Raw genomic sequence first — 13,666 nt, 5'->3', positions numbered from 1 at the left:
CGTCTGCCGGCGGCTAGGGCGTGTGGGGGAGTGCGGCAGGCCTCGGGGAGCCTGTGATGTCAGCCGGCCGCACGGGGTGCACCGCGGCGAATGGCCCCGTTTGAGGTGCATAGCACGTGTTTGAAACTGGGCTATTCAGCTCAGACTGTGTAGTGCTCAGTCGCGGCGGTGAGCGGAGACGCAGCGGCGGCGGTCGACGCGCATGACTCGGCCGCGATTGCGCAGGCGGCGCTGAACACAGTCCGGCGGTCCGTCGAAATCCGGTCGCGGAGTGCGAGAGACGACAGCAGGTTTGTGCTCGAGGGCGAATGAATCGGTTTCCCATTCCGGGGCGCGTCGCGCACCGAACTCAGAAGTTTCGATGAACGACCGGAACTCCGCGACCAGGCGCTCCTGCATGTCATAGAGGCTCTCATCGTTGCCTGGGTAATCGAGGAGGACTTCAACGGCCTCCCCGGCGACGACGATCCGCGCGAAGAGCCGACGCTCATCTTCGGTATCGCGGAGCATCGCGATGCTGTCCCACTCGTGATCGGCGAACATCGCGAGAACGATCGGAGTGACGACCTTCTCGCAGAGGACATCCTGCGTGAGTTCGATGCGGTCCATGTGTCCCACCATATGTGCTCAGTCGTCGGGAGTTCGAAGGCGTCTCGGAGTTTTGCGGAAACCGCGGCCGATCTGCGGTATGCGGCAGACTTCGTGCGGTTCCACGCCAATGCTTCCGCGACCGCGAAGACGAGGCACCGCAAAGACTGGGACGAAGACGGCACCGCAAAGACCGCGACGACGACGGCGCCGCATAGACTTGACCCCATGCCGCTCAGTCCGCTTCCGCCCCGAGAAGGAATCTCGGCGACCGCGCTGCGCGCCCCCGGCGGCAAGGCCACCCATGCGAAGAATCACCTGCCCGTTCCCGATTCGATCGGTCAGTGGCTCGAATCCGAATTCCCCGAGGCGGCCCCCGAATCCCGACAGGCGCTGCTGACAGATGGGGACATGCGCGACGAGGCGGGGCTCCCGGTGACCTGGGACGATCCGGTCATTCCCGGCGGGTTCTACTTCTTCCACCGTCCGGTCTCACCCGAAGAGCGAATCCCGTTCGAGGTCGGGATCGTGTTCGAAGACGAGGACCTGCTCGTCGTCGACAAACCCCATTTCCTCGCCAGCACCCCGAACGGACGATTCGTCCGCGAATGCGTCGTCACCCGTCTGCGCGTCGACCTCGACCAGCCCGATCTCGTCGCCATCCACCGCCTCGACCGGATCACCGCCGGACTGCTGGTCCTGTCGAAACGGCCCGAGACACGCGGCCGCTACCAGCGCCTGTTCCAAGACCGCCGGGTCAGCAAAACCTACCGCGCCCTGGCACCGGCCCCACCGCCGGAGCTCGAATTCCCGCTCGTCCGCGAATCGCGCCTGGTCAAACCCGTCGGCGGCCGGCAGGTCCTCGAAATCGCAGGGGAGCCGAATGCGGTCAGTCGGATCCGCCTCGTGCGCACGATCGGAGCAGCACAGGGACACAGCCCCGGCGGAACTCGAGCGGATACGGATATCTCGGCACCACCTCGGCGAGGGGGAGCTGACGGTTCCCCGTGCGAACGGACTGTGGACGGGAACGGAGCACCACCTCGGCGAGGGGGAGCTGACGGTTCCCCGTGCGAACGGACTGTGGACGGGAACGGAGCGTCGCCTCGGCGAATTGCCGCGATTGCCGAGTACGAACTTGCGCCGGTCACAGGCAAGACGCACCAGCTGCGGGTGCACATGAACGCGCTCGGTCTGCCCATCCTCGGTGATCCGGTCTATCCGGTCGACCTCGCCCCGGACCCCTACGACTTCTCATCACCGCTGCAGCTGTTGGCCGCGGAGATCGCATTCGATGATCCGCTGACGGGGCTGAGCCGGCGATTCGAGAGCGGACTCGAACTCGATCCCGCCGCGGTCAGCTCCGATCCAGGCGAAACCCGGTAGCCTGGTGTTATGAGTCCACACGCCCCCGGATGCACATCAGAGGCCATCGTCGCCCTTGTCCGCACCCGCATCACCGACGGTGAATACCCGGCAGGAAGTCCGGTCCGCGATGGTGCCTTGGCCAAGGAATTCAACGTTTCGCGCAACACCGCCCGCGAATCGCTGAGCCTGCTGCGCCACGCCGGGTTGCTCACTCAGGAACCCAACCGGGGCTTCTTCGTCTCCACCTTCGGTATCGACGAACTCAAGGACCTCTACCGTGCCCGCCGGGTCTTCGAGATCCGCGCGGTGCAGGAATCCCAAGATGCCACCGACGAGGCGATGGCCGCCGTCGAAGCCTCCGTGGTCCGGGCCGAAACCGCGCCGAAGAACGAAACCTGGGCCGATGCGCAGGAACACTCGGCATCGTTCCACCGCGCGATCGTCGGGCTGCTGGGCTCGCCGCTTCTCGACGAGTTCTACCTCAATCTCATGGCCCGACTGTCGACGACGTTCTCGCGCTCGCCCGAACCCGGCAAATACCACTCGCACTGGGCGAACCCGCACCGGGACATCCTCGAGAAGATGAAGTCCGGGGACCGGCAGGGCGCCGAAGGACTGCTGCGCATCCACCTCGACGACTCCGAAGCCTCGACCCTCGACCTCGCACGGTCAGTGGGGGAGGGGCGCTAGCGCTTCCGTGAGGATAGGGCGGCCGGCCACCTGCTTCGGTGAGGGATTGACGATGAGCCGCCTCGGTGAAGGTTTCGTGCACGAATCCGACAGCTATTCCTGTGTAGTCAGTCTCACAGTGCCCGGTGCTTGAACCCATAGCGGTCGACTCTCTCGCTCCGATAGCATTGAGCCACCGTATCTTCGCGTCGAAAGGCTGTCTTCATGGGAAACCCTGAGCAGGAATCACAGGCCGCAAACGATCCGTTCTCGCTGACGGGACTCACGTATGACGATGTCCTCCTCCTGCCAGGCGACACCGATGTCATCCCCTCCGAAGCCTCCACCGCCTCCCGGCTGACCAAGGAGATCGAGCTCAACATCCCGCTCGTCTCCGCGGCGATGGACACCGTGACCGAATCCCGAATGGCGATCGCCATGGCCCGCATCGGCGGCCTGGGCATCATCCACCGCAACCTCTCCGCCGAGGATCAGGCGAACCAGGTCGACTACGTCAAGCGCTCCGAATCGGGCATGATCAACGACCCGCTGACGATCACTCCGGACAAGACGCTGGAAGAGCTCGACGAGATCTGCGGCAAGTACCGCATCTCCGGACTGCCCGTCGTCGACGAGAACAATGTGCTCGTCGGCATCGTGACCAACCGCGACCTGCGCTTCGTCACCCGCAGCGAATTCCCCACACGCACTGTCGCCGAGACGATGACGAAGATGCCGCTGGTCACCGCACCTGTCGGCGTGGCTGCCGAGAAGGCGTTCGAGCTGCTCGCCGAACACAAGGTCGAGAAGCTGCCCCTCGTCGATGACAACAACGTCATCCAGGGCCTCATCACCGTCAAGGACTTCGTCAAGACCGAGGAATATCCGCTGGCGACCAAGGACGACGAAGGCCGCCTGCGCGTCGGTGCCGCCGTCGGGTTCTACGGAGATGCCTACGAGCGTGCAGGACTGCTCGCCGAGGCGGGAGCCGACGTCCTCGTCGTCGACACCGCGAACGGCCACGCCCGCGGAGTCACCGACATGATCAAGAAGATCAAGTCGGACCCGGCGTTCTCCGCCGTGCAGATCATCGGCGGTAACGTCGCCACGAAGGAAGGCGCGCAGGCGCTCGTCGAGGCCGGCGTCGATGCCGTCAAGGTCGGCGTGGGGCCCGGATCGATCTGCACCACCCGCGTCGTCGCCGGTGTCGGCGTCCCGCAGGTCACTGCCGTCCACCTTGCTGCTCAGGCCGCTCAGGCCGCCGGGGTGCCGGTCATCGCCGATGGCGGACTCCAGTACTCCGGTGACATCGGCAAGGCCCTGGTCGCCGGTGCCGATACCGTCATGCTCGGCTCCCTGCTGGCCGGATGCAACGAGTCGCCGGGCGACCTCATCTTCGTCAACGGCAAGCAGTACAAGGCCTACCGCGGCATGGGTTCGCTGGGCGCGATGGCTCCGCGCAAGGGCAAGTCGTATTCGAAGGACCGCTACTTCCAGGCCGATATCGCCACCGACACCGACCTCATCCCCGAGGGCATCGAAGGCCGAGTCGCCTATCGCGGTCACCTCAAGCAGGTCGCCCACCAGCTCACCGGTGGCCTGCGCCAGACGATGTTCTACGTCGGCGCACGCACCGTCGGCGAGCTCAAGGCAAAGGGCAAGTTCGTCCGCCTGACCACGGCAGGGCTGAAGGAAAGCCACCCGCACGATATCCAGATGACCGTCGAGGCCCCGAACTACGTCGTGAAGTGACGTAGGCAGGCACCTCTGGCTGAGATGCCTCTGGTCGATGAGAAGCCGCAGCTTCCGCGTTTGCGCGGAGGCTGCGGCTTCTTGCTTGTGTGGTCGGCTGAGGGCGCGGGGCGAATTCTTGGCTGTTCAACGGGAAGCTGTGACTCTGCAGTGCCTGAGCAAATTGTTGGGTCGCAGTGCCTGGGCGGAGCGGTGCCTGAGCAAATTGTTGGGTCGATCCACGGTGTTCTGCGGTCTGAAACCACCGTGGATCGACCCAACAATCCGCGATCACCGGGGTGCCCTTGGTCTCACGATGCTGGATGACACACCCCGATGTGACGAATGCCACTCGTTCATTTTCCGGCCGATGCACCCGTAGTGCGAACGGTCGCCTTGCCTTGGGAGCGCTGGGCAGCGGCGGTATCGGCCCTGGTCAGAGGTCTACATCCGTAGTCGTCGAATTCGGCCAGAGGCTCTTCGGAAACAAATGAACTTAGGGTAGGTTTCCCTAATGCGAGCCGCGCTTCGCGGTGCGCATCATCGAAGGAGGAAACCTCACAGTGACGACTTCTCTGCTCTACGACACCGAAGCGACACCCATCTCAGCACCCCTTCAGACCCCCGAAATCCCCCACACCGATGCCCTCCTCGGCGCCCACAGCGCAGACGAGTACACATCTCTCATGCACGACGTCGTCGACTCACTCGGCGATCGATTCCGCACAACTGAGCGGGCCGCCTCGGCGAAGGATCGCTCCGGACTCCAGACCGCCGTCGACGCCGTCGACCTCGACACCGCAGGCGTCGGCAACGCCGAAGCCCTGCGCGAAGTCGACGCCCTCTACGCCGACAATGCCGTGTGGTTCCACCACCCCAGCTACGTCGCCCACCTCAACTGCCCCGTCGCCGTGCCCGCCGTCGCCGCCGAAGCGATGCTCGCCGCCATCAACACCTCGGTCGACACCTACGACCAATCCGAGGTCGCCACCCTCATGGAACGCCGCCTCATCGACTGGACCTGCGGCCACCTCGGCTTCACCGGCGGCGATGGAATCTTCACCTCCGGAGGCACCCAGTCGAATCTCCAGGCACTGTTCCTCGCCCGCGAAAACGTCCTCGCCGAGGCGGCGGGACACGTTGAGGCCGATGACGCCGAATCTCGCCGAGGCGGCCCTGACCTGGGCGCGCCCAACCGCCGCGACCTGCTGTCCCGGCTGCGGATCCTCGCCACTGACCAGGCCCACTTCTCAGTGTCCCGTGCGGCATTCCTCCTCGGCCTCGACGCCGAGGCGGTCGTGACCGTCCCGACCGACCAGTCCGGCCGCATGAATGCCGAAGCACTCAATGCCAGCCTCCTCGCCATCGAGGCGAACGACCAGATCCCCATGGCCGTCGTCGCCACCGCCGGAACCACCGACCTCGGTGTCATCGACCCGCTCGAGACCATCGCCGAGGTCTGCGAATCAGCGAACGTGTGGCTGCACGTCGACGCCGCATACGGCGGCGGGCTGCTCTGGGCCCCGGCTCGTGCCCACCTGCTCGACGGGATCTCCAGGGCCACCTCGGTGACCATCGACTTCCATAAGACGTTCTTCCAGCCCGTGTCCTCATCGGCCCTGCTCATCAGGGACGCGAGCCTGTTCGCGCCGACGATCCACCACCACGACTACCTCAACCCCGAAGCCGAAGCGCAAGAAGCCGACGCCGAACCGAACCAGGTCGACAAGTCCCTGCAGACCACCCGCCGCTTCGACGCGCTCAAGCTCTGGACGACGCTGCGCGCCCGCGGGGCAGGCGAGATCGGATCGATGCTGGACACCGTCTGCAACCTCGCGACCGACGTCCGGGCGCTGCTCGAGGACCAGGCGGACTTCGAAGTGCTCGGCGCCTCGGACCTGTCCACGGTGCTGTTTCGATTCACGCCGGCGACCGCGGACCAGACCACCTGCGACGAACTCGTCCCACTCATCCGCCGCGTCCTGTTCCGCTCCGGCCGCGCCGCCATCGCCCGCACCGTCATCGACGGCAGACCGTGGCTCAAACTCACCCTGCTCAACCCCGACACCCGCATCGATGACGTCACCGCCGTGCTCGACCTCGTCCGCGCCACCGGGCACGGCATCCTCGCCGGCCGGGATCTCGAGGACGCAGCGACAGAAGGAGGCGCAGCATGAGCGCAGATTCCAGACACATCCATGACATCCTCGGCGTCGGCATCGGACCCTTCGGACTCGGCCTGGCCGCGCTGTCGGAACCACTCGACGACGTCGACGCGATCTTCCTCGACCAGCGCCCCGAATTCCGCTGGCACCCGGGCATGATGATCGAAGGCTCGACCATCCAGGTGCCGTTCCTGGCCGACCTCGTCACCATGGCCGACCCCACCTCGCCGTACTCATTCCTCAACTTCCTCAAGGAACGCAAGCGGCTCTACCCGTTCTACATCCGCGAATCCTTCTACCCCCTGCGCGCCGAATTCGACGAATACTGCCGGTGGGTAGCCGCCCAGTTGGATACGCTGCGATGGAACCGCCGCGTCGTGTCCGTGACCAGGGACGACGGTATATACATCGCCCTCGCCGAGGTGGTCGATGGCTCCGGTTCGATCCTGACGACCGAGACCTACCGCGCTCGGCATCTCGTCCTCGGGGTGGGAACGCAGCCGGTGCTGCCACCTGCGCTGCAGGGGCTTGGGGGCGATGTCGACGACTCGCCCGCTGCCGGCCCGGACGGTGCCGCCGGCTTGCCCGCTGCCGGCCCGCTCATCCACACCGCCGACTACCTCGAGAACCGGGAAGCGCTGCTCGACTCCGGGGCGATCACGATCATCGGCAGCGGCCAGTCCGCCGCTGAGATCTACCGTGACCTCATCGACGACGCAGAAGACCGCGGAGTGCGCCTGGACTGGGTGACCCGCTCGCCGCGGTTCTTCCCGATGGAGTATACGAAGCTCACCCTTGAGATGACCTCCCCGGAATACACCGACCACTTCCGGGCGCTGCCCGATGAGCTGCGCGAACGGGTCGGCCGGGAACAGCGCACGCTGTACAAGGGCATCTCCGCCGACCTCGTCGACGAAATCCACGACACTCTCTACCGACTCAGCCGTGGCGGGCGGCAGCTGCTGACGAACCTCGTCTCCGAAGCCGAACTCGAGACAGCCGACATTGATCCGATCAGCGGCGAATACCTGCTCGGCTTCCGCAACACGGCACTGGACAAGACATTTACTCGGCGATCGGGATCCGTGATTGCCGCCACCGGCTACAAGTCGCAGGTGCCGGACTTCCTCAGCCCTCTCGGCGGCGACATCCGTCTGGACTCCCGAGGCCGCCTCGATGTCAGCCGCCATTACACGATCAACGACGAAGGAACCATCCACGTCCTCAACGGCGAAGAGCACACCCACGGCGTGACCGCCCCCGACCTCGGCTTCGGCCCGTGGCGGGCCTCGGTGGTGCTGGCCGCAGTGACCGGTAGGGAACCCTATCCGATCGAACGGACCATCGCCTTCCAGACCTTCGGGGTGCCGGCCGACGAATCCGATGCCGTTCCCGATGCTGCCTTCGCACTCGACGACTCCAAGGAGATGTCACACGCATGACCACCGAACTCATCACCAGCCCGACCACCACCGAGGCGGACGAAACCGACCCGACCGATTCTGCGGTTGGTGCGAACGCCACCTGTACGCGCACGGACCGCAGTTCGGACGTGAAGCTCACGGCCGCCTCGGCGACAGTGACCATCCGTCCGCTCGACGTCGACCGGGACACCGCCCGGATCCACGAGTGGCTGACCCACCCGCGCGCCCACTACTGGATGATGACCGACCTCGAGGAGAACGAGGTCCGGACTTACTTGGAGGGCATTCGCGACTCCGCGGACGACGCCGGTTGGGTCGGCTCCGTCGACGACATCGACTGCTTCTACGTCGAGACCTACACTCCCGACAGCCTCATCCCGCAGAACGTCCTGGTCACCGGGTCTGCGGACGTCGGGATGCACCTGCTCGTCGCACCGCCGGCAGGACCGGCCGTGCACGGCCTCACCGACCGCATCATGGCGGAGGTCATCGACTTCTGCCTGAAGCCGGCCGACCAGGGAGGACGCGGAGGTGAACGTGTCATCGTCGAACCCGATGCCAGGAACGACGCGATCATCGAGAAGAACCGAGCTGCCGGTTTCACCCCCATCACCGAGGCGACAATCATGATGGGCGAGATCGAGAAACTGGCGCTCGTCAGTGTGTGCACCCGCGCGGATTTCGAGGCCAGTGCGCTGGCTCCGTTCGTCGCAGTCGGAGCCCGGGAATCGCGCGCGGCTGAGACCGGGGAACCGGACAGTGACCGGAGGTCCACCACATCTCGCACGCGTCGGACGTTCGCAACCCCACCGGCACCGTACGCCCACCTCAACGGGGATGCGTTCGCCGTCGTGCAGCGCCACCTCGTCGCCAAAGCCCTGTCCGAATTCGCACATGAACGACTCATCCGCCCGGTGAACCTCGGTGAAGATGGGGTACCCGTCGCGAACGGCACCGCCGATGTGAATGAGGGAGCCGCCTCGGCGAATGGCGAAGGCGAGACCTGGGAACTGAGCATCGACGGCGCCAGCCGATACACGTTCACCGCGCGCGTGCTGCCGCTCGAACACTGGGTGATCGACGAAGCGAGCATCACCCGGTGGCGCGACGGATCCGAGGTGCCGCTCGACGCGCAGGAACTCGTCGTCGAACTCCAAGACGAACTCTCCATCCCCGAGGACCTCATCTCCACCTACCTCGAGGAACTCGCCTCGACCCTGGCCGGGGCCGCGTACAAACTCGAGGACGCGCGAGCCGGGCGCAGGCCCGATGCACGTGCACTCGTCGAAGCGGATTTCCAGACCACCGAGGCGGCCATGACCGAAGGCCACCCCGGGTTCCTCGCGAACAACGGACGCATCGGCTTCGGTCTCAGCGACTTCCGCAAGTGGGCACCGGAGAACGGACAACTCAACCGCATCGAATGGGTGGCAGTGAGGCGCGAACTCAGCCATCTGTCCACGGGCATCGGACTCGACGAGGAGAGCCACCTCGGTGATGCTCTCAGCGAAGCCGAACGGGATCTCTTCGGGTCCCGGATCCGGGCGGCAGGACAGGATCCTGCGGACTTCCACCTCATGCCGATCCATCCCTGGCAGGCCGACCACCGCCTGGCGATCACCTTCGCCGCGGACATCGCTCGCGGTGATCTGCTGCCGCTCGGGGAAGGGCTCGATAAGCACCAGGCGCAGCAGTCCCTGCGCACGTTCTTCAACCATTCGCGGACCGGCGCGCCTTATGTCAAGGTTGCGCTCGCCGTGCAGAACATGGGATTCCTGCGCGGGCTGTCGCCGAAGTACATGCGCGACACTCCAGCCATCAACGACTGGGTTGCCGGCTTGGTCGGATCCGACCCCACCTTCGCCGAGGCGGGCTTCCGAGTGCTGCGGGAGCGTGCCGCGCTCGGGTACACGGGGGACGTCTACCACCGGACGAAGGAGACGAACCCGCACCGGAAGATGCTGGCCGCCCTGTGGCGGGAGAACCCCGTCGAGCAGATCGAACCAGGTCAGAAGCTCATCACCATGGCTGCCCTGCTGCACCGGGATCACCAGGGTGCGTCGCTGGCCGGCGAGCTCATCAGCGCATCTGGCCTGAGTGCCGCGGCATGGCTGCGCAGCTACCTGCGGGCGTACCTGAAGCCACTTATCCATGCGCTGCTGGCCCACGATCTCGTGTTCATGCCGCACGGGGAGAACCTCATCCTCATCCTCGACGAGCATGTGGTCACCGGGGCATTCATGAAGGACATCGGTGAGGAGGTCGCCGTGCTCGGCCACCGAGAACTGCCCGCCGACGTCGAACGCATCCGCGCAGTGGTGTCGGGGGAGGAGAAGGCCCTGTCGGTGTTCACCGATATGTTCGACGGGGTCCTGCGGCACCTGTCCGGCATACTCGACGCCGATGGTCTGCTGCCGGCCGAGAGGTTCTGGGCGATCGTCGCCGAGACCCTCGACGACTATGAAGCGGAGCACCCGGAGACGGCCCGCGGTGTCAGCGGCGACGTGGATCTGCGTGCCGACCACTTCGCTCATTCGTGCCTCAACCGGCTGCAGCTGAAGAATACGAAGCAGATGGTCGACATCGGCAACCAAGCCGAATCGCTGCTCTACGCGGGCACGATGCCCAACCCGGTGGCTCGCTGAGTCATAAGGGGCCACGCCGACCGCTCACCTGAGCGTCGACCGCTCGCCGCATCACTTGATACCGCGACGGTGACTCGAGCGCTCAGTGAAGGAGGACCGAGCCAATGCGTGCGCTCGCCGCTGCGCTGTGCTGTCGGTGAATCGACGCAGCAGAACACGCCACTCGCCGAGGCGGGGCACCGGAAGGGTGCCCCACCTCGGCGAGTACCATTCACAGTGAAACCGACCTTTGCTGCAGAGCCGACCGGAGACCATTGACATGACTCCCGAGCAGACATCACTCATCGAACGGATCCGTGCGCACATTGCCGAAGAGCCCGTGGTTCGCGAGGTCTCGATGTTCGGCGGCCGCGCGGTCATGGTCAACGAGAAGATGATCGTCAGTGCTGGTAAGACGGGTGATCTGCTGGCGCACATCGATCCTGACCGTCACGATGAGCTCCTCAAGCGACCCGAAGCTGCCCAAGCTGAGATGGGAACCGGTCGGGACATGGGACCCGGGTGGATCAACGTGAGCGCAGAGTCTGTCCGTGATGACGAACAACTGGCATTCTGGGTCGAGACCGCCCTGGACTTCAACCGAACGGTGACAGGCCAGCACAACTGAGTCCGCCGCGCGAGCGGTTAGTATCATTCCAACGGTTGCCTGTGCGTCGATGCGCAGAGTCACGAACCGGTTCTCAGACTCAAAGGTGTGCGCATGGCGAAGCAGAACGATCGGCCGACCCTGGCCACGGTCGCCGAACGCGCCGGTGTGAGCATCAAAACGGCCTCCCGCGTCCTCAACGGCGAGAAGCACGTCGCCGCGTCGACGGCGGAGAAGGTCGAAGCTGCCGCCGAAGACCTCGGATTCCGCCTCAACCCCACGGCCCGCCGACTCCGCGCCGGAGGCCGCTCACCCTATATCGGTGTTGTCCTCTCCGACGCCGGTGATGCCTTCCAAGCACGTGCCTTCGCCGCAGTGGAAGCCGAGCTCGCCGCCCTCGACCTGCGCCCGGTGGTGACCGTGGTCGGTGACGACCCGGACCGAGAGGAAGCCTTCCTCGACGAATGCCTCGCCAACGACCTGACCGGGATCATCGTCATCCGCGCCCACCCCGAGGCGGCCGAGACCTACGCGCGGGCCGCCTCGGCGCCGGGCACCCGAGTCGTCTCGCTCGACCCGGCTGTCGAGGGCCCAGGAATCAGCATCGTCGCAGGTGATGACCGTGAAGCGGGACGCCTCGCGGCCGAACAGCTGCTCGCTCATGGGCACATGGCGCTCGGCGTCATCGGCGATCATTCGCCGAGCCTCATCACCACCCGCCGACTACAGGGAATCCAGGACGCCATCGCCGGCCGCCGCGGCGTCGGCTGGCGCGCCTATATGCGTGAGGACGCCCACGACGAAGCCAGCGCGAAGAACGTCGTCGCCGCCTGGCTCGGATCCCGCAGCGCACCCGGAGCCCTCATCACCCTGTCCGCCACAGTGACCCAAGGTGCCATCGACGCCTGCCGCCGCCTCGGCGAATGGCCGGCCCTGGTCGGCATCGACGATTTCCCCACGGCCGAACTCCTCGACGTCACCGTCGTCGATCGCAACGTCGAATCCCTTGCCGCCGAGGCGGTCCGACGACTCCGGGCGGGTGCGGAACCCGGCGGGGCGGGGGTCGCACCCGACGGGGCCGGCACGGAACCCCGCGGTTCAGGGGTAGATGGGGACCGCCTCGGCGAAGGGGATGGCTCGATCGCGTGGGAGGCGAACGGACGCGATCGTGTCGAATACGGTGCGCCGGATTTCGACAATGCGCTGTGCGTCATCGCCCGTGGCAGCGGTGAAGAGCCGCCGGACACCCGCTGAAGATTTTTGTCGAAACAGTTGACAGCAGGCGGCGTTCGGCGAATCATATTCAACAGCCTGACAACGTTGTCAGAAAGATTGAAAGGTTCACAATGAGGCACAACCTTAAGTCCCACAAGAAGCTGGCGCTGCTCGGTGCCTCCGTCGCGATCGGTGCTCTTGCACTCAGCGGCTGCGGCAATCAGAAAGGCCAGGGAAACGACGAGGCCGACAGCGGTTCGGGCGGCGATGGGGACGTCACCATCGCGCTGCTGCTGCCCGAGTCGAAGACCACTCGGTACGAGTCGCTCGACAAGCCGAACTTCGAAAAGTATCTCAAAGAGGCCAACCCAGACGCGAAAGTCGAATACCGCAATGCCAATCAGGATGCGACTCAGCAGCAGCAACAGGTTGAGGCAGCCGTGACCGAAGGCGTCGACGCGATCGTACTCGACCCCGTCGATGCTTCCGCAGTCTCCTCCGCGCTGTCGAAGGCCGAAGCGAAGAAGATCCCGGTCATCTCCTACGACCGCTTCTTCGAAGGCGCGGACTACTACACATCGTTCGACAACAAGAAGATCGGCAACCTGCAGGGCCAGGCCGTCCTCGACGGACTCAAGGACGCCGGGGTTGACCCGAAGTCGGGACCGGTCTGGATGGTCAACGGCGACCCGAAGGACCCGAACGCCGCGGACTTCAAGGCCGGAGCCGAGGAGACCCTCAAGGGCGCAGGCGTCGACATCGCCGCCAGCCACGACACCCTCGACTGGAACCCTGACGATGCCCGCCAGTGGGTCGAAGGTCAGCTGCAGGGCAAGGGCGAGAAGCCGATCGCGATCTACTCTGCCAACGACGGCACCGCCGGCGGCGTCATCGCTGCCACGAAGAAGGCCAAGGTCGAACCTGTCGTGACCGGCCAGGACGCCGAAGTCGACGGACTGCAGAACATCCTCAAGGGTGACCAGTTCGCCACGATCTACAAGTCCATCCCGCCGCAGGCCGAATTCGCGGCCAAGGCCGCCGTCGCTCTGGCCGCGGGCGAGGATGTCAACGCGGGAACGACCTATAAGGACACCCCCACTGACTTCGTCGAGGCCAAGGTCGTGACGAAGGACAATATCAAGGACATCGTCGGCGACCAGATCAAGGCCGAGGACATCTGCACCGGCAAGGTGGAGAAGCTCTGTGCCGATGCCGGTGTGAAGTGAGCGCGTACGCGTCCACAATCTGATGTGACCGACCTCGAGCCGGCGGCCG

General features: G+C 65.4%; 10 protein-coding genes. 9 read left to right on the top strand and 1 reads right to left on the bottom strand.

Annotated features, from left to right (window positions below; genetic code table 11):
- Nucleotides 1–156 precede the first annotated feature (156 nt).
- On the bottom strand, nt 157–609 hold the full coding sequence (locus AC3CD9_RS10320; RefSeq protein WP_488363783.1) for a hypothetical protein: 453 nt from the start codon (nt 607–609) through the stop codon (nt 157–159).
- Nucleotides 610–816: 207 nt separating this feature from the next.
- Between AC3CD9_RS10320 and AC3CD9_RS10315 the strand changes: the two genes are divergently transcribed.
- The 9 genes from AC3CD9_RS10315 (at nt 817) to AC3CD9_RS10275 (ending at nt 13,617) form a co-directional block, all read left to right on the top strand.
- Entirely contained in the window at nt 817–1,974 is a 1,158-nt protein-coding gene (locus AC3CD9_RS10315; RefSeq protein ID WP_488363782.1) for a pseudouridine synthase, read from the top strand.
- Nucleotides 1,975–1,983: 9 nt separating this feature from the next.
- A complete protein-coding gene (locus AC3CD9_RS10310; protein ID WP_025776861.1) occupies nt 1,984–2,646 on the top strand; it encodes a GntR family transcriptional regulator in 663 nt (220 codons plus the stop codon).
- Nucleotides 2,647–2,850: 204 nt separating this feature from the next.
- Nucleotides 2,851–4,377, top strand: coding sequence for an IMP dehydrogenase (gene guaB / locus AC3CD9_RS10305; RefSeq protein ID WP_139468395.1), 1,527 nt, complete (start codon nt 2,851–2,853; stop codon nt 4,375–4,377).
- Between the two features lie 542 nt (nt 4,378–4,919).
- Nucleotides 4,920–6,533, top strand: coding sequence for a pyridoxal phosphate-dependent decarboxylase family protein (locus tag AC3CD9_RS10300; RefSeq protein WP_488363781.1), 1,614 nt, complete (start codon nt 4,920–4,922; stop codon nt 6,531–6,533).
- A complete protein-coding gene (locus tag AC3CD9_RS10295; protein ID WP_488363780.1) occupies nt 6,530–7,963 on the top strand; it encodes a lysine N(6)-hydroxylase/L-ornithine N(5)-oxygenase family protein in 1,434 nt (477 codons plus the stop codon). The genes AC3CD9_RS10300 and AC3CD9_RS10295 overlap by 4 nt, the downstream gene beginning before the upstream one ends.
- Complete coding sequence (locus tag AC3CD9_RS10290; protein ID WP_488363779.1) at nt 7,960–10,590, top strand: GNAT family N-acetyltransferase; 2,631 nt, start codon at nt 7,960–7,962, stop codon at nt 10,588–10,590. Before AC3CD9_RS10295 ends, AC3CD9_RS10290 begins: the two co-directional genes overlap by 4 nt.
- A 259-nt stretch (nt 10,591–10,849) precedes the next feature.
- Entirely contained in the window at nt 10,850–11,197 is a 348-nt protein-coding gene (locus tag AC3CD9_RS10285; RefSeq protein ID WP_488363778.1) for a TfoX/Sxy family protein, read from the top strand.
- 93 nt (nt 11,198–11,290) lie between these two features.
- Nucleotides 11,291–12,430, top strand: coding sequence for a LacI family DNA-binding transcriptional regulator (locus tag AC3CD9_RS10280; RefSeq protein WP_488363777.1), 1,140 nt, complete (start codon nt 11,291–11,293; stop codon nt 12,428–12,430).
- A gap of 92 nt (nt 12,431–12,522) precedes the next feature.
- Nucleotides 12,523–13,617 carry a substrate-binding domain-containing protein gene (locus tag AC3CD9_RS10275; RefSeq protein WP_488363776.1) on the top strand — a complete coding sequence of 365 codons (1,095 nt, stop codon included), beginning with the start codon at nt 12,523–12,525 and terminating at the stop codon, nt 13,615–13,617.
- The last annotated feature ends 49 nt before the right edge of the window (nt 13,618–13,666 follow it).

It is taken from the genome of Brevibacterium sp. MGP-B1 (genome assembly GCF_057766545.1).
The sequence above is the reverse complement of the archived record's forward strand: the minus strand, read 5'-3'. Positions and strand labels throughout refer to the sequence as shown.

What these genes read in the sequence shown, in the direction of transcription:
- AC3CD9_RS10275 (WP_488363776.1), top strand. Translation starts at nt 12,523, where the DNA reads ATGAGGCACAACCTTAAGTCCCACAAGAAGCTGGCGCTGCTCGGTGCC.
- AC3CD9_RS10285 (WP_488363778.1), top strand. Translation starts at nt 10,850, where the DNA reads ATGACTCCCGAGCAGACATCACTCATCGAACGGATCCGTGCGCACATT.
- AC3CD9_RS10295 (WP_488363780.1), top strand. Translation starts at nt 6,530, where the DNA reads ATGAGCGCAGATTCCAGACACATCCATGACATCCTCGGCGTCGGCATC.
- AC3CD9_RS10320 (WP_488363783.1), bottom strand. Translation starts at nt 609, where the DNA reads ATGGACCGCATCGAACTCACGCAGGATGTCCTCTGCGAGAAGGTCGTC.
- guaB (WP_139468395.1), top strand. Translation starts at nt 2,851, where the DNA reads ATGGGAAACCCTGAGCAGGAATCACAGGCCGCAAACGATCCGTTCTCG.
- AC3CD9_RS10290 (WP_488363779.1), top strand. Translation starts at nt 7,960, where the DNA reads ATGACCACCGAACTCATCACCAGCCCGACCACCACCGAGGCGGACGAA.
- AC3CD9_RS10315 (WP_488363782.1), top strand. Translation starts at nt 817, where the DNA reads ATGCCGCTCAGTCCGCTTCCGCCCCGAGAAGGAATCTCGGCGACCGCG.
- AC3CD9_RS10310 (WP_025776861.1), top strand. Translation starts at nt 1,984, where the DNA reads ATGAGTCCACACGCCCCCGGATGCACATCAGAGGCCATCGTCGCCCTT.
- AC3CD9_RS10280 (WP_488363777.1), top strand. Translation starts at nt 11,291, where the DNA reads ATGGCGAAGCAGAACGATCGGCCGACCCTGGCCACGGTCGCCGAACGC.